The organism is Ruegeria sp. HKCCA4812 (assembly GCF_013034245.1).
Classification (GTDB): domain Bacteria; phylum Pseudomonadota; class Alphaproteobacteria; order Rhodobacterales; family Rhodobacteraceae; genus Ruegeria.
Genome location: NZ_WQFQ01000003.1, coordinates 146,861 through 168,754, shown reverse-complemented (window position 1 = coordinate 168,754; position 21,894 = coordinate 146,861). Strand labels below are relative to the sequence as shown.

Genomic DNA, 21,894 nt, shown 5'->3' with positions numbered 1-21,894 from the left:
GCGCACGGTGGATACCGGCACCAAGATTTCGGCGATTGCGCATGTCAGCCTGATCGGAGTGGCGCTTTTCGGCGGCACCTTCCGGTCCGAGCCTTTGCCGATGGCCGTACAGGATGTGTCCGTGATCACCGCTGAACAATTCGCGGCCATGACGGCCCAGCGGGATGCGCCTGAGATCCCAGAGGTGCCGGCGGCATTGCAACAACCGCCCGAACCACAGGCTGATAGCACGCCGCCAGAACCTGTGGTCGAGGAACAGCCCCGCCCTGAACCCGTCGTGCCTGCCGAACCCGAACCCGAGCCTGCGCCCGTTATCGTCGAAGCACCGCCGGAACCGGACGTGCCGGATGAGCTGCCGGTACTGACAGAGCCCGAGGTCGAACCTGTCGCACAGCCGGTGCCTCCGGGGCCCGAGGCGCAGCCGCGCCCGTCCGATCGTGTTGCCCCCGAGGCCATAGCGCCACCACCGCCCGAGGCAAAACCGGATGATTTCGAAACGCCGCCGGTGTCTTTGGACGAGGGCGCCGAAGTTCAGCAGGAACAACAGGATCAGACCGCGCCGGAAGAGGCGGCACCCGAGATCGTGACCGAGGCAGAGGAAACCAAAGAGCAGTCTCCGCTTACGTCACCGCGACCGCGGGTGCGTCCGAACCGCCCAAGCCCACCGCCCGAACCCGTTGTGGCAGAGACGCCCGAGGCGGCACCTGAACCTGACGCGCAAGCCGACGAGGCCGCGATCAATGACGCTCTGGCCGAAGCCTTGGGCAGTGGAACCCAGCCATCCGGCCCACCGCTGACCAGCGGCGAGAAGGACGCGATGCGATTGGCCGTATCCAAGTGCTGGAATGTGGGCTCTTTGTCTACGGATGCACTGAGTACTGTGGTCGTTGTGGCTTTTTCGCTAAACCGTGATGGTACGGTTGTGGATGGCAGCATTCGGATGCTGGACAGTTCTGGCGGGTCTGCTGGCGCGGCCAATCAGGCCTATCAGGCCGCCCGGCGCGCGATTTTGCGCTGCGGGGCCAGAGGATATGACTTGCCTGCTGACAAATACGCTCATTGGCAGGATGTTGAGATTACATTCAATCCCGAGAGGATGCGGATCAAATGATGAAACTTCTGACCAGCCTCTTTGTCGGCCTGACGCTGATGTCTGCGCCGGTTCTTGCACAGAACGGTCCCCTGCGACTGGAGTTGGACCAGGGCATTATCGAACCCTTGCCCTTTGCGGTACCGAACTTTGTCCCCGATGGCCCGTCAGCGGCGCAATATGCACAGGACATCTCGCGCGTGGTGGCGGCTGATCTGACAGGAACCGGGTTGTTCCGCGAGATATCATCAGATGCCTTCATCAGTCGAGTCAGCAGCTTTGAGGCTCCGGTTCAGTTCGCCGATTGGAAAGCGATCAATGCTGATGCGCTGATCACGGGGGCAGTCAATGTTTCGGGCAAGAACCTCACGGTTCGATTCCGGGTCTGGGATGTGTTTTCGGGTCAGGAATTGGGCAATGGGCTGCAATTGGCAGGCACCACCGAGGGCTGGCGGCGTATGGCCCACAAAGTGGCCGATCAGGTGTACAGCCGGATTACAGGCGAGGGCGGATACTTTGACAGCCGCGTGGCCTTTGTTTCGGAAAGTGGACCGAAAAACCAACGCCTGAAACGTCTGGCGATCATGGATTATGATGGCGCGAACGTGCAGTACATGACCGACAGTGCCGCAATCGTTCTGGCGCCGCGCTTTTCGCCTACTGGCGATCGGTTGCTGTACACCAGCTATGAAAGCGGCAGCCCGCGCATCTATGTTCTGGATGTGGGCCGCGTCAAACGACAGGAACTGAAGACGCAGGACGGAACCATGAGCTTTTCGCCCCGCTTTTCGCCGGATGGCCGGTCGATAGTGTATTCCTTGATTCAGGGGGGAAACACGGACCTGTGGAAAATGGATCTGGCGTCGGGGCAAAGCACTCGTCTGACCAACACGCCGGCGATTGAAACCGCTCCCAGCTATTCGCCGGATGGCAGCCGGATCGTGTTTGAAAGCGACCGTTCTGGTACGCCGCAGCTTTACGTGATGCCCGCGAATGGCGGCGAGGCCACGCGGATCAGCTTTGGCTCGGGTCGTTATGGCACGCCGGTATGGTCGCCGCGCGGCGATCTGATTGCCTTTACCAAGCAAAACCAGGGCCGCTTCCACATCGGGGTGATGCGCACGGACGGATCAGAGGAACGCTTGTTGACCGCCTCGTTTCTGGATGAAGGCCCAACCTGGTCGCCCAATGGCCGCGTCATCATGTTCACCCGTGAAACGCAGGGCGCCAGCGGCCGGGCCTCGCTATATTCGGTGGATATCTCGGGCCGCAACCTGCGCCCGGTGCGTACACCGGATGGCGGCAGTGATCCGTCATGGGGCCCACTACAGAATTGATCGCAGCAAAGTTCACAACGAATCGTCCCTGTGGTAGACAGGCGGCAACAATCAAAACACGAGGCACTTGAAATGAATGTATTGAGCAAAGTCCTGGCGTTGGGCGCGCTGAGTGTGATCGCCGCCTGTACGAACAATGACCCATCCGCCTTGGGCGGCAGCGGTGCCGGCGGCACAGGCGCAATCGTACCGGGCTCGCCCAGTGACCCGCGTTCGCCTGCGTATTTCCAGCAGACCGTCGGGGATCGTGTTCTGTTCGCCGTGGACCAGTCCACCCTGACACCACAGGCGCAGACCGTGTTGCAAGGGCAAGCGGACTGGCTTCTGGCCAATCCGGATTTTGTTGCCACGATCGAAGGTCACGCGGACGAGCAGGGTACGCGCGAGTATAACCTTGCGCTGGGTGCGCGTCGCGCAAATGCCGCTCGTGAGTATCTGATTTCGCGCGGTGTTGCTGGCAACCGTCTCAAAACCGTCAGCTACGGCAAGGAGCGCCCAATCGAGATTTGCAGCGTTGAGGAATGCTATTCCAAGAACCGCCGCGCAGTGACTGTGCTGACCGGATCAACACTGGGGTAAGACAATGCGTACGGCAGGATGGGTATTGGCGGCGGTCATGGCGACAGCCGGTGTTGCACAGGCACAGGATCAGCAAACCCTGGCCGACATACGTCAGGAGCTGACGGTGCTGCATGTGGAAATTCAGCGTCTGAAGCGCGAGTTTTCCACCACAGGATCGCCAGCGCCAAACTTGTCCGGCAGTTCGGTTCTTGAACGGGTTGACGCCATTGAAGCGGAACTGCAACGCCTGACCCGTCAGACCGAGCAGCTGAACCAGCGTGTGCAAAACATTGTCTCGGACGGCACCAATCGCATCGGAGATCTGGAGTTCCGCCTGTGCGAGCTTGAGGCAAACTGCGAGATTTCAGGCGAACCGACCAGCACACTGGGCGGAGAGGGCACAGATGTAGGTACGGCCGTCATCACGCCTGCCACGCCATCCCAAACCGATCAGGGTGAACTGGCCGTGGGAGAGCGGGCGGATTTCGACGCGGCATCGCAAGCACTGGCCGATGGGGATTACCAGACTGCGGCTGATTTGTTTGCGCAGTTTGATACGAACTATCCCGGCAGCCCCCTGGCGCCCGAAGTGAATCTGAAACGTGGTCATGCGCTTGAAGGCCTTGGCGACACCCGCGAAGCGGCACGGGCGTTCTTGGCAAGCTTTACCGGAGATTCCGAAGGAGCGTTTGCCCCCGAGGCCCTGTTCGAGTTGGGCGCGGCGCTGGGGCGTCTGGGGCAGACCGATCAGGCCTGCATCACGCTCAATGAAGTTGGCGTGCGCTTTCCATCCGCACCGGCGTTTGCGGATGCGATGCAAGAGATGTCTGCGCTGGGGTGTTCTTGAACCGTCACAGCGAAAACCTGCTTGCAGAGCTTCGCGCCCGGCTTCCCCAAAGGCTTCCGCCTAAACTGGGCGTGGCGGTCTCGGGCGGTGGGGATTCCGTCGCGTTGATGCATCTTTTGCATCAAGTCGCCCAAAACGAAGAGATCGCCCTTTTTGTGGCCACGGTCGATCACGGCTTGCGCCCCGACGCAGCGCAGGAGGCCGTGACAGTGTCGCGCCAGGCTGCGGCTTTGGGGCTGCCGCATGACATTTTGCGTTGGGCGGGTTGGGACGGATCGGGCAATGTTCAGGACGAGGCGCGCAAGGCGCGTTACAGCCTGCTTGCCGGTTGGGCGCAACAGCGCGGAATTGACGCCATCGCGTTGGGGCACACGGCGGATGATCAGGCGGAAACGCTGCTGATGCGACTGGGTCGTTCATCAGGTGTTACGGGACTGTCCGGCATGTCGGCAAGCCGGCAATGGGAAGGTGTGACATTGCTGCGGCCAATGCTGGGGATCACACGCAAGGATCTGAGAACCTACCTGACCGGGATCGGCGCAACATGGGTCGAAGACCCGTCGAATCAGGACCCTCGTTTCGACCGGATCAAGGCACGAGAGGCCATGTCCGGCCTCGCACCACTGGGAATTGACGCGCTTTCATTGTCGCGAGTGGCCGAAAATCTGGCGCAGGCCCATGCAGCCCTGGGTGTGTTTGCGCAGGAATCCGCACGGAATGTCGCCCAGGTCGAACAAAGCGACGTGAAGGTGGACAGGGCCGGTTTCGCCGCATTGCCCAAGGAAATCCGACGCCGCGTGTTGCTTGGATGCCTTGGCTGGATCGCAGGGCAGGGATATCCCCCGCGTCAGGCGGCGGTCGAGCAGGCCATGAAGGCCGTAACCGACGGGCGGGCAGGGTCGCTCAGCGGTTGCCTGTTGGTCCCGGAAGGGATGAGTGTTTGGATTTGCAGGGAATTCAAGGCCGTGGAGGCTCGGGTTTCAGCACTTGACGAAGTTTGGGATGGCAAATGGGTCTTGACCGGTCCCGAAATTTCCGGTGCCGAAATCCGCGCTCTGGGTGAAGACGGGCTGCGACAGGTGCCCGAGTGGCGCGAAACAGGCCGGCCCAGGCTGGCCTTGAGCGCGACGCCCGCGGTCTGGAAGGGGGGCGCGGTGCTGGCCGCTCCGCTTGCGGGATTTGCGAACGGATGGCGCGCGGACACGACGCCGGAATGGCCCGAGTTCCACGCATCTTTTTTATCGCATTGAACATACCACAATCCTCTCTATTTTAAGAGGTAACTTGGCAGCTCCTCACCTGCCGGAACTTTTGGGAGAATTTCCTTGGGCAACGCTCGCAATATCGCGTTTTGGGTCGTTCTGTTCCTGCTGATCCTTGCACTGTTCAATCTGTTCAGTGGACCGGGCGGAACGCTTCAGAGCAATGAAAGAACTTATTCCGATTTCGTCGGCGCCGTGCAAAGCGGTGAAGTCAAGAACGTGACGCTGGACGGCGAACAGATCCGCTATACGACCGAAAGCGGTGCGACTTACGTCACGATCAAACCCGGCGACGCCGAGGTCACCAAGCTTTTGATCGATGAGAACATCCCGGTTCAGGCGGTCAAGCAACAGCAGTCGGGCTTCCAGTCTTTCCTGATCACGCTCTTGCCGTTCCTGCTTCTGATCGGTGTCTGGGTCTATTTCATGAACCGGATGCAGGGCGGCGGCAAAGGCGGTGCGATGGGCTTTGGCAAGTCGAAGGCCAAGATGCTGACCGAAAAGCATGGCCGCGTCACATTTGACGACGTGGCGGGCATCGACGAGGCCAAGGAAGAACTGGAAGAGATCGTTGAATTCCTGCGCAACCCACAGAAGTTCAGCCGCCTTGGCGGCAAGATCCCCAAGGGCGCGCTGCTGGTCGGTCCTCCGGGTACTGGTAAAACACTGCTGGCCCGCGCCATCGCGGGTGAGGCGGGTGTGCCGTTCTTCACCATTTCGGGGTCCGACTTCGTCGAGATGTTCGTGGGTGTCGGTGCATCCCGTGTCCGGGACATGTTTGAACAGGCCAAGAAGAATGCGCCTTGTATCGTCTTCATCGACGAGATCGACGCCGTGGGTCGCCATCGTGGCGCTGGCTACGGCGGTGGTAATGACGAGCGCGAACAGACCCTCAACCAGTTGCTGGTTGAGATGGACGGGTTTGAGGCCAACGAAGGCGTGATCATTCTGGCGGCCACCAACCGCAAAGATGTTCTGGATCCGGCGCTGCTGCGTCCAGGCCGTTTTGACCGCAACGTGACCGTTGGTAACCCCGACATCAAAGGCCGTGAGAAAATTCTGGGCGTGCACGCACGTAAGACGCCTCTGGGCCCCGATGTCGATCTGCGGATCATCGCGCGCGGTACGCCGGGCTTCTCGGGTGCCGATCTGGCGAACCTTGTGAACGAGGCCGCGCTGATGGCCGCCCGCGTGGGTCGCCGCTTTGTCACTATGGAAGATTTTGAAAACGCCAAGGATAAGGTGATGATGGGCGCCGAGCGCCGCTCGATGGTGCTGACCCAGGACCAGAAGGAAAAAACCGCCTATCACGAGGCGGGCCATGCCGTTGTCGGCCTGACTCTGCCGTTGTGCGATCCTGTCTACAAAGCCACGATCATTCCGCGCGGTGGTGCGCTGGGTATGGTGGTTTCGCTGCCTGAAATGGATCGCCTGAACTACCACCGTGATGAGTGTGAGCAAAAGCTGGCCATGACCATGGCCGGCAAAGCCGCCGAGGTTATCAAATACGGTGAAGACCATGTTTCGAACGGCCCGGCCGGGGACATCATGCAGGCCAGCCAGTTGGCGCGTGCCATGGTGATGCGCTGGGGCATGTCGGACAAGGTCGGTAACATCGACTATGCCGAGGCGCACGAAGGCTATCAGGGCAACACCGCAGGGTTCTCGGTGTCGGCGCATACGAAAGAGCTGATCGAAGAAGAGGTGAAACGCCTTATCCAGCAGGGTTATGAGCGCGCGCACCAGATTCTGACCGAACAGCGCGAAGAATGGGAACGCCTGGCGCAGGGCTTGCTTGAATACGAAACCCTGACGGGTGATGAGATCAAGCGTGTCATGAATGGTGAATCACCCACCGAGGATGATGATGAAGGCGACAAGCCGGATGAAGGCAGCGCGCCCAGTGTCACGGCCATTCCCAAGACAAAGGCCAAGAAATCTCCGCCCGATGGCGGGATGGAGCCTGAACCCACCGCATAGTCAAAAAAGACCCGGCGCATAGTCCGGGTCTTTTTTCTTTTCATCGGTGTTTTGCCGGGCAATATGCACGCAAGAAAAAAAGCGAAAAGGGAAGGCTGTGCCATTTTTGCGTGAAACCGAATTTGCCGCCGAAGCAGTCTGGCTTGGCCATGTCCCTGCGGGAACCTCTTTGCGGGCCCAGGCTGTTGACACGCTGGATTTGTGTTTTGACGGCGTGAAGGGTGAGCGCCACGAAGGCCTAAATCGGGCGTCCTGTGTCAGGGTCTCGAACCTCTACCCGAAAGGCACTGAAATTCGAAACGTGCGTCAGCTTTCAGTTTTGTCCGAGGAGGAATTGCAGCAAATTGCGCAGGACATGGGGTTGGATCAGCTTGATCCGTCCTGTCTTGGGGCTTCCATTGTGCTGCGTGGGATCCCGGATTTTTCGCATATCCCCCCGTCTTCACGTCTTCAGGCAACGAGCGGGGCGACGATAACGGTGGACATGGAAAACGCCCCTTGTGTTCTGCCGGGGCGCGAGATCGAAGCGGATCAACCGGGGCATGGCGCAGCTTTCAAACCTGCGGCGGTCGGGCGTCGGGGCGTCACGGGATGGGTTGAACGTCCGGGGCGCATTCAACTGGGGGACCGGCTGAAACTGTTTGTTCCCGATCAACCTGCCTGGGCTTGGGAAAACGGGCTTGTTTCCGATTAGAAACCCCTGAAACGAACTTACGACGCTTCGCGACGCCAGAATGTCGGAATCCATGGCTATCGGGATTGTACACAAGGGTATGGAATGCACAGCGCCGACGCCCCGCGTCGGTTTTGCACGGTATTCAATCAAGGACCCCGGCCAATGAGCTACAAATCCGATATCGAAATCGCCCGCGAAGCGAACAAAAAGCCGATTCAGGAAATCGGTGCCAAGATCGGCATCGACTCTGCGGATCTGCTGCCTTACGGCCACGACAAGGCGAAGGTCAGCCAGAACTTCATCAACTCGGTTCAGGACCGCGAAGACGGCAAGCTGATCCTGGTGACTGCAATCAACCCGACCCCGGCAGGTGAGGGCAAGACCACGACCACAGTGGGTCTGGGTGACGGCCTGAACCGCATCGGCAAGAACGCGATGATCTGTATCCGCGAAGCCTCGCTTGGCCCGAACTTCGGCATGAAGGGCGGCGCCGCGGGTGGCGGTTATGCGCAGGTCGTTCCGATGGAAGAGATGAACCTGCACTTCACCGGTGACTTCCACGCCATCACTTCGGCTCACTCGCTGCTGTCGGCGATGATCGACAACCACATCTATTGGGGTAACGAGCAGGAGATTGACACCCGCCGCGTCGCATGGCGCCGTGTGGTCGACATGAACGACCGTGCCCTGCGTCAGATCACAGCTTCACTGGGTGGTGTATCGAACGGCTTCCCGCGTGAGGCGGGTTTTGACATCACCGTAGCGTCCGAAGTCATGGCGATCCTCTGTCTGGCGAACGACCTGAAAGACCTGGAAAAGCGTCTGGGCGACATCATCGTTGCTTACCGCCGCGACAAATCTCCGGTCTACTGCCGTGACATCAAGGCCGAAGGCGCAATGACCGTTCTGCTGAAGGACGCGATGCAGCCGAACCTGGTGCAAACGCTGGAAAACAACCCGGCCTTCGTCCACGGCGGCCCGTTCGCGAACATCGCGCATGGCTGTAACTCGGTCATCGCGACCAAGACCGCTCTGAAAGTCGCCGACTATGTCGTGACCGAAGCCGGTTTCGGTGCGGATCTGGGTGCCGAGAAGTTCATGAACATCAAATGCCGCAAGGCGGGCATTGCCCCGTCGGCGGTTGTTCTGGTTGCGACCGTGCGCGCGATGAAGATGAACGGCGGCGTTGCCAAAGCCGATCTGGGTGCGGAAAACGTTGAGGCCGTCAAATCAGGCTGTGCCAACCTGGGCCGTCACATCGAGAACGTGAAATCCTTCGGTGTACCGGTTGTCGTCGCCATCAACCACTTCGTCACCGATACCGATGCCGAAGTTCAGGCGGTGAAAGACTATTGCGGCGAGCACGGCGTCGAGGCCGTTCTGTCGCGTCACTGGGAGCTGGGTTCCGAAGGGTCTGCGCCGTTGGCCGAGAAAGTCGTCGAAATCGTCGAAGGTGGCACCGCGAACTTCGCACCGATCTACCCCGACGATATGCCTCTGTTCGAGAAGATCGAAACCATCGCCAAGCGCATCTACCGCGCTGACGAGGTTCTGGCTGACAACAAGATCCGCAACCAGCTGCGTGAATGGGAAGAAGCCGGATATGGCAACCTGCCGGTCTGCATGGCCAAGACGCAGTATTCCTTCTCGACCGACCCATCGCTGCGCGGTGCACCCACGGGCCATTCGGTTCCGGTGCGCGAGGTACGCCTGAGCGCGGGCGCGGGCTTCATCGTGGTCGTTTGCGGCGAGATCATGACCATGCCTGGTCTGCCCCGCAAGCCGGCTGCCGAAACCATCTGCCTCAATGACGCAGGTGAGATCGAGGGCTTGTTCTAAGCCGCCGAATAGGACATCTCGTGGTCCGGGGATTCATTCCCGGGCCATGAGGAGATGACGATGCCCACTCTGATACCGCCTCAGAACTGTAACACGATGCAGGAGCTGCGGGCTGAGATCGACAAGCTGGATCGCCAACTGATCGAAATGTTGGTAACGCGCGCGACATATATTGACCGCGCGTCGCAGCTGAAACCGGGCGAGGGCCTTCCGGCCCGTATCCCGGAACGTGTCGAAGAGGTGGTGCAACGCGTGCGTGCAAGTTCGGACGCGCTGGGGATGGACCCGGATCTGGCCGAGAAGCTATGGCGCATATTGATTGACTGGTCGATTGCACGCGAAGAGCGCGTGATTGGCACCGACTGACTGACCGGGCGTTCTGTGCGCCCGATCCGTTTTTTGAAAGAAGGGATCGAAGTATGGTAGCTCAGGTTATCGACGGTAAGGCCTTTGCCGCAAAAGTGCGCGGTCAAGTTGCCGATCAGGTCGCAAAGCTGAAAGAAGAAAACGGCATCACCCCCGGCCTGGCCGTGGTTCTTGTGGGCGAAGACCCAGCCAGCCAGGTTTATGTCCGCTCGAAGGGCAAAATGACCGTTGAAGTCGGCATGAATTCATACGAGCACAAGCTGGACGTCGATACATCCGAGGAAGATCTGCTGGCGCTGATTGACAAGCTGAACAACGACCCGGCCGTGCATGGCATTCTGGTCCAGTTGCCGTTGCCCAAACACCTGAACGAGGATCTGGTGATCAACTCGATCGACCCGGCCAAGGATGTGGATGGCTTCCACATTTCGAACGTGGGCCTGCTGGGCACCGGTCAGAAGTCGATGGTGCCCTGCACCCCGCTGGGCTGCCTGATGATGCTGCGTGACCACCACGGCTCGCTTTCCGGCATGGACGCGGTTGTGATCGGCCGCTCGAACATTGTGGGCAAACCGATGGCGCAGCTGCTGCTGGGCGATAGCTGCACCGTGACCATCGCACATTCGCGCACCAAGGATCTGCCGGACGTCGTACGCCGCGCCGACATCGTCGTGGCTGCCGTGGGGCGTCCGGAAATGGTGCCGGGTGACTGGATCAAGGAAGGCGCGACCGTGATCGATGTAGGCATAAACCGCATCGAACGCGACGGAAAGAACAAGCTGGTCGGGGATGTGGACTATGCCAGCGCGTCCCAGCGTGCTGGCGCCATCACTCCGGTTCCGGGGGGTGTAGGTCCGATGACCATTGCATGCCTGTTGGCCAACACTTTGACTGCGTGCTGCCGCGCCAACGCTCTGCCGGAACCAGAAGGTTTGACGGCGTAAGGTAATCTGGTCGGGTCGATCATGTCGGCCCGGCACATTCCTCGGTTGTGCATGACCCCGCGGGACAATCATCGGACGCTCCAGTCAATTTGCCCTGAATGGGTTTGACAGCTTAAAAAATCGTGATATCCCTGTATTCCCAGTTGGTTACAGGTAAGGTGCTTCAGTGCTTGTCGTGCTAAGGTTGAATTTAATTAAGTCATGCGCAAAAGCGGTATGACGTCTGGGATTAACACTATTCGGAATGCTTGTACCCCACAGCGAGTGACGGCGGGCCTTGTCTTTCTTCCATTGCTTGCTTACGCGTTTCCTCCGTTTCTGGTCGCGGATCTGAGCTTCGGTTTGCGTCTTCTTTTCTGGACCGGGGTGATGGTTCTTGCCCTGACAGTCACCGGGTTGGCGCGCAACTTGATGCAAAAAAACCCCGTTCTGTTGAATGTTCCCGTCCGTGATCTGGCATTCGCGGCACTGATCCTGGTTCTGTTCACGCCGTCCCTTTGGATGTTGGCATGGATCCTGTTCACCTGCGGAGGTCACATGGCACCAGGCGCCCAGACCGTCGCGGTATATGGGGTCCTGTTTGCAACGGGTTTGGTTCTTGTGCAACGCAATGATCTGAACCCATTGATGGCCTCGACACCTGAAACCGAGAGGCCGCGTCTGATCAGGCGTCTGCCGCCTGACTTCCATGGTCAAATCCATCGTTTGACGGTCAGGGATCACAATGTGGATATTGTCACCTCGGAAGGCACGTTCACGGTCCGCTCACGCTTTACGGACGCAATTGCCGAGATGGAGCCGGTTCCCGGCCACTGTTCGCACCGTTCACATTGGGTGGTGGACGCATCAATCGTTGGGGTTGAAAAATCGGGGGGCAAAACTTTTTTGCGCCTGATGAACGGCGATCTGGTTCCAGTAAGCCGCAAGTACAAACCGAAGTTGGAAGAAGACGGGTTGATCTGAACTCAACGCGGCATTGGAATCATCTGTGGTTGCTGGCCCGTCAGAATGGCCATGGCGTCCGCGCCCAAAAGATCGGAAAGTGCCCGATCCGAGCTGCGCAACCCCCCGGTGTAAGTTCCGTAGGCAGGCAGGATCAGCCGATTTCTGTCCAGCAGAAAGGCAGGTCGTGAAATGTGCCTGCCTTTCGTCCGAATCTGTGCTTTCGGATGAAAATGGCCTGAAATTTCACCTTGCGGCCGATCCTGGGCGATGTGACGAAAGACGAGAGGGCCGCACTGCCATTCGACCAGATGAGAGCCCCCCATCTCGATCGGGCCGGGATCGTGATTGCCTTCGATCCAGATCCATTGGCGCCCGGCTTGCAAAGTCGCAATCCTCAACCCTTCTGCGTCGGGCAAGGCTTGAGCCGCTTCGAGATCGTCAAAGCTGTCACCTAGGCAGATGACGGTTTCGGCGTTGGTGTGTTCCAGATCGCGGGCCAGCCGGTCAAGCGTTTCGCGACTGTCATAAGGCGGCAGCGTAGCCCCGCGCCGACGGGCCATACGTTCGGATTTTCCCAGATGCAGGTCCGAAACACAGAGCAGTTGCCGCGCCGGCCACCATAATGCGCCAGACGGCAACGCATCGAGTTGCTGGCCTGCAAAGGAAAACTTGCACACGTTCATGATACGTTCTTGACCTGATTCCACATCTTGCGCAAGTGGATCAAAGCTGGTCCAATCCGGCAGCTTCCAGCAGGCGGGCGCTTTCTTCTGCAAGCAGCCTTTCTTCGGCGGCCCCTTTGACAGGCACCTTTCCGACCTCAAGAAACAGCGGCGCGGCCAGTGGGGAAACGCGGTCCAGACGCAGCAGGTCGATGCGGTCGCCGATGCGCGCCAGCATCGCCTCGATCCGACCGAAGTCAACCAACCCGCGCATGGCTTCTTCGCGGGTGATCTGCATCAACAGATGATCGGGATCATATTTCAGCAAAGTGTCATAGAGAATATCCGACGAAAACGTGGCTTGCCGCCCGGTTTTCCGTTGCCCGGCCATGTTGCGTTCGATCAGACCGGCAATCGTGGCCGACGCGCGAAAGGTACGCTTCATGACTGCGTTGCCTGCCAGCCATGTGTCCAGCCCGTCACGCAGCGCTTCGGGTTGAAACAAAGGGCGTGGGTCAGTGACCGCATCCAAACCCCAAATCAGCGTGGCATAGTCTGTGGCGACAAACCCCAGCGGCGCCAAACCGGTATCCTCCATCCGCTTGGTCAACAGCAGCCCAAGTGTTTGTTGCGCGTTGCGGCCGGCGAATCCGTATACGCACAGATGCTCTCGCCCGTCGCTTGGAAAGCTTTCGATCAGCAGACGATCGCGTTGAGGCAGGCGGGACATTTGGCGCTGCAAGTCCAGCCAATCAGCCGTATGGGACGGCAGGTGCGGCCAGTCAGTTTGGGCGAACATGCGCAGAATGCGGTCGCTGAGTTGCGTTGAGGTCGCAAATTTCGTGCCCGAGAAGGTCGCGATTTTTGGTTTGCGGTCGGCGCGGCGGCTGACTTCGACCACCATTTCGCGCAGACCTTCATACCGTACGATCTGTCCGCCGATCAGGAAGGTATCGCCCGGGGTCAGCGAAGCAGCAAAGGCTTCCTCGACTTCGCCCAACGGTTTACCGCCACGGCTGCGTTTAAGGCGAACTTTGAGTGTATCCGTATCCTGAATCGTGCCCAGATTCATGCGAATGCGCGACGCTGCGCGTGGATCGCGCAATTGCCATTGCCCGTCGGCACGCTGCTGCAACCTTTGCCAGCGATCATAGGCGCGCAAGGCGTAGCCACCGGTGGCACAGAAATCCAGACAGGCGTCAAATTCGGATCGGGTCAACTGTGCGTAAGGTCCGGCGGATGTCATCTCGGCATACAGATCATCGGCGTCAAAGGGCCCGGCACAGGCCGCAATCAGAATGTGCTGGCACAGAACATCGCGGGGGCCGGGGCCTCGGGGTTCTCCATCCAGATCATGGGCTTTGGCAGCCTCGAGCGCAGCAACGCATTCGACAACCTCAAAACGGTTCGCAGGAACCAGCAGCGCCTTGGAAGGCGCGTTGTAGCGGTGGTTGGCCCGACCAATCCTTTGCACCAGCCGCTTGACGTTCTTGGGCGCACCGATCTGAATCACCAAATCGACATCGCCCCAGTCAATGCCCAGATCGAGGCTGCCGGTGCAGACGATGGCGCGCAATTCGCCACGCACCATCGCGGCCTCGACCCGCTCGCGTTGCTGCCGGTCGAGGCTGCCGTGATGGATGCCGATGGGTAGGCCGTCGTCATTCGCCAGCCACAGATTGTGAAAGTATATCTCGGCCTGCGCGCGGGTGTTGTGAAAAATCAGAGTGGTCTTGTGCCGCCGGATCTGGTCCAGCACAGCCGGAATCGAATAGGCCGCGCCTCCGCCGGACCAGGGCGGCATTTCCGTTGTTTCCAACATCTGGATGTCCGGGTCCGGGCCGGGATCGGCCTGCACGATCTGGCAGGGGTCCGGGTGGCGCGCCAGAAAGCCGGCTATTGCCGCGGGGTCTTCGACTGTGGCTGACAGGCCTACACGACGCAGACCTGGGTTGAGGCGGTGAAGACGTGCCAGGGCCAGCATCAGCTGATCGCCGCGCTTGCTTTCCGCCAGCGCGTGGACTTCGTCGACGATGATCCGCTGTACCCCATCGAACATGCGCGCCGCATCCTCGTAAGATGTCAGTAGTGCCAGACTTTCCGGTGTGGTCAGCAGGATATGGGGCGGATCAGCCCTTTGGCGTTTTTTCTGCGTGGCCGAGGTGTCACCGGTGCGATCCTCGATCCGGATGGGCAGACCGATCTCTTCCACCGGGGTGCGTAGGTTACGTTTGATATCCGCTGCCAGCGCCTTGAGCGGCGAGACATAGAGCGTATGCAAACCGTTGTGGCCACCGTCGGCCAGCTCGGACAGGGAAGGCAGAAATCCGGCCATGGTCTTGCCGCCACCCGTTGGGGCGATCAGCAAGGTTGCCGGCTCCTTCGCCCGGTCGAACATCTCTTTCTGATGTGGGTGGATGGACCAGCCTTTGGAGGAGAACCACGTACCAATCCGAGCGGGAATCTGCGTCATGGTTGCAGATTACCCGCCCGGAGGAGGGATTGGCACGGCGTTATTTGACGATTTTCTCGTCTTTTACGAACATGTTGGCCCAGGCACGGTCAATCAGGTCCGGACTCATCTGATAAGGGATGCCTTCGAACTCGCAGATCGAGATCATCTGATCAATCAGGAAGATCGGTTGATAGTTGGCGTAGATATTGTTGATAGTAGGGTATTTGACCTTCAGCAGGTGCACCAGCGCCGCCTCATCCAAAGGCATTCCGCGTTTGCGGGCTACCATGGCAAAGATTTTCAGGAAGTTTTCTTGGTTCGGACCGTCAATCTTGATCTTGAAGAAGATCCGGCGCAAGGCCGCTTGGTCGAAGATCTCATTGGGGTGGAAGTTGGTCGAGAAGATGACCAGCGTGTCAAACGGAACTTCGAACTTTTCACCTGATTGCAGGCCGAGGATATCCTTGTTTTCTTCAAGCGGGACAATCCAACGGTTGACCAGCGCCTGCGGCGGTTCGGCCTGACGGCCAAGGTCATCTACGATGAAAATGCCACCGGTGGATTTCAGCTGCAACGGGGCCTGATAGGTTCGGGCGGTCGGGTTATAGACCAGATCCAACATACTGAGCGAGAGCTCACCACCGGTTACGACGGTGGGGCGTTCACACTGAACATAGCGAGAATCGAACCGCTTGCGACGGCGCAGGCTGTTGGGGTCGTCCGGCTCCTGTTCGATCGCCGTGTGCACGATCGGGTCATAGACCGTGATCACCTGACCTGCATATTCGATAGCATAGGGCACATAGACGTTATCACCCAACGCATCCCGGATGCCGTTCGAGATCGAGGATTTACCGTTGCCCGGAGGACCGTACATCAGAATCGACCGGCCCGCGCTAACCGCCGGGCCCAGATGGTCCAGCAGGCTGTCGGGCAGAACGAGATGACCCATTGCGCCAACCAGTTGCTCTCGCGTGACTTGAATATTTCGGATCGACTGGCGTTTGACCTGCTCGCGATAGACATCCAGCGGCACCGGCATCGCGCCGAAATATTCGGATTGGCTCAGCGCATCCAGCGCACGGGCCTTGCCTGCATCGGTCAGCTGATACCCCATCTCATTGCCGCTGTTGGCGTTCAGTGTCCCGGTCGCTTCAAGCAGTTTCTGATCGCGCGCGATATCGACCAGTTCCTGAGTTACCGATCCCGGGAGACAGATCGCTTCGGCCACTTCAGATACCGTGCTCGCGTTTTTGCGAAAAACCGTCTTCAGAAGGATGTCCCGCATCATTACAAGCGGAAGCTTCATTTCGCCCAAACCCTTGGGGGCAGGGGGGGCCATAACAGAGGAATTCTGCATATTCATGCGCGGTGCTCGTCCATCAATTTGTCACGCCAAGAACCCGAAAAAGGGCGTCTTGAAGAAAAATGAACCAGCTTTGTGGCGGGACAAAGGCAGCGACAAGGCGCGCTGATGATAGTTTACGATCCGAGAACAGTACCCAAAATCAGGTACATGGCCAATGATCCGCCCAGGGCGAAACCCATCGGAAACTGCTTGCCCCGGCTCCAGCTTTCCCAATGCGGCGCGATCGTGCGCAGCCTTGTGATTTTGGCCAAACGATGTGTGACCACGGCAGCCAGAACACACGCGGTCAGGATCATCAGTATAATTCTCAGATCGCCCAGCCAGACAAACGCCGAAGCGGCGGCCAGAAATTTGGCATCGCCAGCGCCCATGGTGCCCGCGGCATTCAGGAAGATGCCAATAACCAAAACCACGACAATATGCAGCAATTGCCAGAAATAGATCGGCATAGACACGGTGACCGGCCCTAGATTGCCGCTGAGGCTGCCTGTAGACCAGGGTGGAATGGCGATCAGACCTATCACGATGTAAACCAGCGTCAGCGCAAGGACTGCATGGTTCTTGATCCGCATCTCACGCATATCCGTGAAGGCCACGTAAAAGCAGATCGGCAGCACAAACGGCAGAAACCAGGCCGCTGCCACTGCGGGTATTTGCATGTGTCAGGCCCCTTCAAGCGCCCGAAGCGAGCGGACCGCCTCGTCGAAATGCTGCGGGTGGGTTGAAATGGCTTCGCGGAACAGGTTCTTGGCGGTGGTTATATCGCCCTGCTTGACTGCCGAAATACCCATCGTGTTGAGCAGACGCGCCCGCTCGACCTGAGTCATCGGGACGACTGGCAGGCTGTAGTTGCCTTGCGCCGATCGGGCCAAAACCAGGTTGTTCTTGGCAGTAAACAGCGAGTTGTCCTGGCGGATCGCTTCCGAGAACAACCGCTCGGCTTCGGCATATTCGCCGCGGGTCAGTTTGGAATATCCCCAGTTGTTCATCACACTGCCCGGACGTGTCGTCAGCCCGACAGCGGTTTCATAGAAATGATCCGCGCGTTTCCACTCTTTCCGGGAATCCGCAACGACTGCCTCGAGGCGATACCGTTTGAAGGTTTCAAAGGTGGGGGGAACCGAATCCAGAACCGTTTTGGCCTGCGACCAGTCGCCGTTTCGGACCAATGCGTCCGCGTATTCAACCTTGTCCGCGGCGTTCGTGCCCTTCATCGTTGTGACGCGCTTCCATGCGGTCGCGGCCTCGGTCGTACGTTTTGCACGGCCCAAAGAAATTGCCAGTCCGCGCTGAAGATCGATCCGGTCCGGGTTCTTGAGCGCTGCACCGTGGAAATAGGTCACCGCTTCGTTTGGATCTGCGGCGCTCAGAAGCACATCGTTCAGGTTAGTTTCGTCAATGACGTTCACTTCCTGAAACGTTCGTTCAACCTTTTCCTCTTCGGTTTCCTTTGCACAGGCCGAAAGGATCAGACCACTGATAACAACAGTCGGAATCAAGAATTGCTGGCGCATTTTTTGCGTCCTTTACTGCTCTCGCCTCAATTACTGGATCTTGCGTAGCGTGAATTGCCCGTCGCCAAGCTGCTCCAGTGTGTATTCTTGTTGTTCTTGTGGGGTATTATTAACAGGATTTTCCATTTTTGCGAGTGCTAAGCGCAGATTGTCCCGGATTGCGTCACTTTCGCCATTGTCCAGCGCATAGGCCCGCTGAAACACTTGCGCGGCCTCGGGGTATTCCTGTTTTTCCATCAGCAGGACGCCGAGATTGTTCCAGGCCACCGGCCAGTCCGTGTCGTCTTCGACGGCCCTGCGCAGCAGTTTTTCGGCCTGTCCCAAGCGGCGTAGCCCCACATTTGCAGTACCTAGAGAAGTCAGGACCTGGGGCGTCATACCCTGTTCAAGCGCGGCCCGGGTAAAGGTTTCAAGCGCCAGTTCGTATTCTCCGGCGGCCATCAATCTGTTTCCGACCTCGATGTTGTCCTCTGCCTGACCCTTGGTGTCAATTCCCGGTGCATCCAATCCGTTGGGTGACAGGCCTTCTGTGCAAGAAGCCACCATGGCAAAAACCATGGTGGCCCGGAGCATTCGGCGAAACCCGAAAGGGAAGCACCTGAATTCAGCTTTCATATGCTTCTATCCGACCTAGCGTCCAAAACTCGAAATAACATTCGCCGACGGGCCAACCAGAATAATCAGCAGCGGCGGGACCGTCAGCATCATTGTGACAAGAGTCATCTTGGTCGGCAACTTGTTCGCGGCCTCCTCGGCGCGCATCACGCGTTTGTCGCGCATCTCGCCGGCGTAAACCCGCAACGCCTCGGCAATCGATGTACCAAATGTCGCCGATTGGATCATGACGGTGACAAAAGAGTTCACATCCTGCACACCACATCGCACGCCGAAATCACGCAGGACTGTATCCTTATCCTTACCAGCCTTCATTTCGTGCGCGACAGTTTCGAATTCCTGCGCGATATCCGGATAAGACGCACTCATCTCACTGGCAACGCGAACGATGGCCTGATCAAGCGATTGACCGGCCTCGACACAGACCAGCATCAAATCGAGCGTATCAGGAAAGCCAGCGGTAATTGCTTCCTTCCGTTCTTCAACCCGGCGCGTGATCCAGTATTTTGGTGCGAAATAGCCAATCGCGCCGGGGACAAGCACCCGGATCATCATCTGTGTTCCGGTAAATTCCTGGCCGCCGGAAAAAACCGTGACCAGCAGAACACCAATGAAAATACCAAGGATACCCAAGGAAAACTGCGCAAAGTGGAAGAACCGAACCGAATCCTTCGACCTGTAGCCCGCCTGGCGCAGCTTCAGCTCGACGGCCGAGTATTCTTCTTCGTTCTTGGGCTCAAGGAATGTTGCGAACTTCTCAAGCTGCTCGTTTCGGCTTGAGTTTCGAAGCTGCTCTTTCTTCCCTTTTTTCTGCTTGGGAGGAGCCGCATTCGATCTTTGCAGTTTCTTCAGCGGGTCTTCCGGCTGCTTCATCATCAGTGTGACAGCGACTAGAACCATCAGCAGGCCAAGTACGCCGACAATGATAAGGGGGCCGAATTCGCCCAGATGTTGGGTTAACAGGTCATTGATGCTGGTCAGGAATTCCATTGTGCTGCCCTCAGACCTTGATGTTGGTGATGATTTTCATGACGATCAGGTTCAATGTCAGCAAGATGGCGACAACAAAACACGCGGGAATAAACCATGGGTGATCCAGCACCTCGTCGTAATAGCCCGGGTCTTTGACCAGGATGAAAATCAGACAGGCAACGGGAAACCCGGACAGGAACTTGCCGGACCATTGTGCCTCGGCCGTAATCGCCTTGACGCGACGGAACAGGCGAAAACGAGCGCGGATCACCTTTGCCAATCCGGCCAGAATTTCGGCAAGGTTGCCGCCAGATTGCTGCTGAATACCCACGGCTACGGCAAGAAAGCGCATATCCTGCATGTCCAAACGTTCAGCCATGTCCTTCAGCGCCTCGCCCACATCGCGACCATAGGCACATTCATCAGCGATAACGCCAAACTCGGTTCCCAGCGGATCCTGAACTTCGTTTGCAACCACCTGAATCGTCGACACAAATGGATTGCCAACACGCAGAGATCGAACCATCAGCTCAACCGCATCGGGCAGTTGTTCTTCGATCATACCCATGCGTTTCTTGGCCTTGTGGTTGACCCAGGCGTAAACGCCGCCGATGCCGATTGCGATGGAAACAACGATACGAAGTGCCGTGTCCGTAGCGGTGCCAATGCTCAAACCGACAAAGGCCATGGCTGATACCAGACCCATGATCATGATCAATTGACGGGGAGAGAACGCGATTGCAGCCTTTTGCGCCTTGTCAGCAAGAAGTGAGTACAGAGGAATGCTCTGCGATTTCATATGCTGCTGCATCTCTTTGCGCAGCTGCTCCAGCACCTGTTCGCGTCCGGCACCCTTTTCCAGCATATCCAGGCGTCGGTTGACCCGGCTGTTCAGGCTGATGGACTTGCCGAAGGCGACAAGATAGATGCCCTCGACCAAGGCAAGAACCCCCACAAAGATGGCGACATAAATGATCGCCTCCATAGGCAATTGCATACCCGGTTCTCCTACATTGTGGTTGGGTCGTAGATGGACGCTGGCAGGTCAAAGCCCCACAGACGGAACCGTTCCGAATAGTGGCTGCGGACGCCGGTGGCGGTGAAATGCCCGATGATCTTGTTGTCTGGTGTCAGGCCAACGCGTTGAAAACGAAAGATTTCCTGCATGGAAATCACGTCACCTTCCATCCCGGTGATTTCGGTGATCGAGGTCATCCGGCGTGAACCGTCCTGTAGGCGGCTGGCCTGCACGATCAAGTTCACAGCCGAGGCGATCTGACTACGGACCGCCTTGATCGGCATTTCGATCCCGGCCATCGCGATCATGTTTTCCAGACGTGAAATGCCGTCACGGGCCGAGTTGGCGTGAATCGTGGTCATCGATCCGTCGTGACCGGTGTTCATGGCCTGCAACATGTCGATGACCTCGGCGCCGCGTGTCTCACCCACGATGATGCGGTCAGGACGCATACGCAGGGCGTTTTTCAGACAGTCGCGCGGGCTGACTTCACCTTTGCCTTCCACGTTGGGCGGGCGGCTTTCCATCCGACCCACATGCGTCTGTTGCAGTTGAAGTTCAGCCGTGTCCTCGATGGTCAGGATCCGTTCGGCATCGTCGATGAAGCTGGACAAGGCGTTGAGCGTGGTTGTTTTACCCGAACCCGTACCCCCGGAAACGATGATATTCAGTCGGGTAGACACGGCGGCCTGCAAATACGCCGCCATTTCTTCGGTGAACGCACCGAAATTGACCAGGTCGTCAATTCCCAGCTTGTCTTTCTTGAATTTACGAATGGAAACAAGCGATCCGTCCACCGCGATCGGAGGCACCATGGCATTGAAACGCGATCCATCGGCCAGACGGGCGTCAACATACGGGTTGGATTCATCGACGCGGCGGCCCACGGCGGACACGATCTTGTCGATGATCCGCATCAGGTGCTTTTCATCCTTGAAGGTAATGTCGCTGAGTTCCAGCTTGCCGGCACGTTCCACAAAAATCTGTTGTGGACCATTCACCAGAATATCGTTGACCGAATCGTCCTGAAGCAGCGCCTCAAGCGGGCCAAGGCCCGTCACCTCGTCATACAGTTCCTTGTTCAGTTGGGACCGGTCTTCGCGGTTCAGAACAATGTTTCGTGTTTCCAGAACTTCACTGGCGATAGCACTGATTTCAGTGCGCAACTCGGCTTCGCCGGCGTTTTCCAGCGCGGCCAGGTTCAGGTTTTCCAGCAGTTCACGGTGCAGTTCGATCTTGATCTCACCCAACCGCTCCTTGCGTTTGCGGTCTTTGTCTGAACTTGCGACCTCACCTGCAGTCTTTTTCACGGGTTTGCGTGCCACCGCGGTCGCGACAGGTGTCGCCTGTGCAGAAGACGCCGCTGTTTCAGCCGGTTGTGCCGGCGTTTTGACTGGCTGCACTGCGGGTTGCTTTTTGTATCTTGAAAACACGGCTTATCC

Annotated in this window: 20 protein-coding genes; 11 read left to right on the top strand and 9 right to left on the bottom strand. The window is 58.3% G+C overall.

What is annotated here, in order from left to right; translation table 11 throughout:
• The first annotated feature begins 7 nt into the window (after window positions 1–7).
• The 11 genes from GOW04_RS11135 (at window position 8) to GOW04_RS11085 (ending at window position 11,865) form a co-directional block, all read left to right on the top strand.
• The gene (locus GOW04_RS11135; protein WP_171232591.1) at window positions 8–1,111 is read left to right on the top strand and encodes an energy transducer TonB; all 1,104 of its coding nucleotides are present in this window, start codon (window positions 8–10) and stop codon (window positions 1,109–1,111) included.
• The gene (gene tolB / locus GOW04_RS11130) at window positions 1,108–2,427 is read left to right on the top strand and encodes a Tol-Pal system beta propeller repeat protein TolB (RefSeq protein ID WP_171232590.1); all 1,320 of its coding nucleotides are present in this window, start codon (window positions 1,108–1,110) and stop codon (window positions 2,425–2,427) included. Before GOW04_RS11135 ends, tolB begins: the two co-directional genes overlap by 4 nt.
• 72 nt (window positions 2,428–2,499) lie before the next feature.
• Window positions 2,500–3,006, top strand: coding sequence for a peptidoglycan-associated lipoprotein Pal (pal, locus tag GOW04_RS11125; RefSeq protein ID WP_152457229.1), 507 nt, complete (start codon window positions 2,500–2,502; stop codon window positions 3,004–3,006).
• 4 nt (window positions 3,007–3,010) lie between these two features.
• On the top strand, window positions 3,011–3,835 hold the full coding sequence (ybgF, locus tag GOW04_RS11120; RefSeq protein WP_171232589.1) for a tol-pal system protein YbgF: 825 nt from the start codon (window positions 3,011–3,013) through the stop codon (window positions 3,833–3,835).
• Window positions 3,826–5,085: a tRNA lysidine(34) synthetase TilS gene (gene tilS / locus GOW04_RS11115; protein ID WP_371814394.1), complete on the top strand. Its 1,260-nt coding sequence runs from the start codon at window positions 3,826–3,828 to the stop codon at window positions 5,083–5,085. The genes ybgF and tilS overlap by 10 nt, the downstream gene beginning before the upstream one ends.
• A 75-nt stretch (window positions 5,086–5,160) precedes the next feature.
• Complete coding sequence (ftsH, locus tag GOW04_RS11110) at window positions 5,161–7,077, top strand: ATP-dependent zinc metalloprotease FtsH (RefSeq protein ID WP_152457232.1); 1,917 nt, start codon at window positions 5,161–5,163, stop codon at window positions 7,075–7,077.
• A gap of 97 nt (window positions 7,078–7,174) precedes the next feature.
• Window positions 7,175–7,771, top strand: coding sequence for an MOSC domain-containing protein (locus tag GOW04_RS11105; RefSeq protein WP_171232587.1), 597 nt, complete (start codon window positions 7,175–7,177; stop codon window positions 7,769–7,771).
• A gap of 144 nt (window positions 7,772–7,915) precedes the next feature.
• Window positions 7,916–9,592 (top strand): formate--tetrahydrofolate ligase, encoded by a 1,677-nt coding sequence (locus GOW04_RS11100; protein ID WP_171117501.1) that lies wholly within the window; start codon window positions 7,916–7,918, stop codon window positions 9,590–9,592.
• Between the two features lie 60 nt (window positions 9,593–9,652).
• Window positions 9,653–9,958: a chorismate mutase gene (locus GOW04_RS11095; protein ID WP_152457235.1), complete on the top strand. Its 306-nt coding sequence runs from the start codon at window positions 9,653–9,655 to the stop codon at window positions 9,956–9,958.
• Between the two features lie 53 nt (window positions 9,959–10,011).
• On the top strand, window positions 10,012–10,902 hold the full coding sequence (gene folD / locus GOW04_RS11090; RefSeq protein ID WP_171205634.1) for a bifunctional methylenetetrahydrofolate dehydrogenase/methenyltetrahydrofolate cyclohydrolase FolD: 891 nt from the start codon (window positions 10,012–10,014) through the stop codon (window positions 10,900–10,902).
• Window positions 10,903–11,166: 264 nt separating this feature from the next.
• Window positions 11,167–11,865, top strand: a complete 699-nt coding sequence (locus GOW04_RS11085; RefSeq protein WP_371813767.1) for a LytTR family DNA-binding domain-containing protein — start codon at window positions 11,167–11,169, stop codon at window positions 11,863–11,865.
• A 2-nt stretch (window positions 11,866–11,867) separates the two neighbouring features.
• Here the strand turns inward: GOW04_RS11085 and pdeM are convergent, their stop codons facing one another.
• From pdeM to GOW04_RS11040, 9 genes are all read right to left on the bottom strand, one after another.
• Window positions 11,868–12,530, bottom strand: a complete 663-nt coding sequence (gene pdeM, locus GOW04_RS11080) for a ligase-associated DNA damage response endonuclease PdeM (protein ID WP_171229707.1) — start codon at window positions 12,528–12,530, stop codon at window positions 11,868–11,870.
• Between the two features lie 40 nt (window positions 12,531–12,570).
• Window positions 12,571–14,982 carry a ligase-associated DNA damage response DEXH box helicase gene (locus GOW04_RS11075; protein ID WP_171232586.1) on the bottom strand — a complete coding sequence of 804 codons (2,412 nt, stop codon included), beginning with the start codon at window positions 14,980–14,982 and terminating at the stop codon, window positions 12,571–12,573.
• Between the two features lie 40 nt (window positions 14,983–15,022).
• Window positions 15,023–16,330 (bottom strand): ATPase, encoded by a 1,308-nt coding sequence (locus tag GOW04_RS11070; RefSeq protein WP_152457240.1) that lies wholly within the window; start codon window positions 16,328–16,330, stop codon window positions 15,023–15,025.
• Between the two features lie 116 nt (window positions 16,331–16,446).
• Complete coding sequence (locus GOW04_RS11065; RefSeq protein ID WP_152457241.1) at window positions 16,447–16,992, bottom strand: prepilin peptidase; 546 nt, start codon at window positions 16,990–16,992, stop codon at window positions 16,447–16,449.
• A gap of 3 nt (window positions 16,993–16,995) precedes the next feature.
• The gene (locus GOW04_RS11060) at window positions 16,996–17,847 is read right to left on the bottom strand and encodes a lipopolysaccharide assembly protein LapB (RefSeq protein WP_171232585.1); all 852 of its coding nucleotides are present in this window, start codon (window positions 17,845–17,847) and stop codon (window positions 16,996–16,998) included.
• Between the two features lie 30 nt (window positions 17,848–17,877).
• Window positions 17,878–18,420 (bottom strand): tetratricopeptide repeat protein, encoded by a 543-nt coding sequence (locus GOW04_RS11055; RefSeq protein WP_371814393.1) that lies wholly within the window; start codon window positions 18,418–18,420, stop codon window positions 17,878–17,880.
• A gap of 57 nt (window positions 18,421–18,477) precedes the next feature.
• Window positions 18,478–19,452 (bottom strand): type II secretion system F family protein, encoded by a 975-nt coding sequence (locus GOW04_RS11050; protein WP_171170844.1) that lies wholly within the window; start codon window positions 19,450–19,452, stop codon window positions 18,478–18,480.
• A gap of 10 nt (window positions 19,453–19,462) precedes the next feature.
• Entirely contained in the window at window positions 19,463–20,431 is a 969-nt protein-coding gene (locus GOW04_RS11045; RefSeq protein WP_152457244.1) for a type II secretion system F family protein, read from the bottom strand.
• A gap of 11 nt (window positions 20,432–20,442) precedes the next feature.
• Entirely contained in the window at window positions 20,443–21,885 is a 1,443-nt protein-coding gene (locus tag GOW04_RS11040; RefSeq protein WP_171232584.1) for a CpaF family protein, read from the bottom strand.
• Window positions 21,886–21,894: the final 9 nt, after the last annotated feature.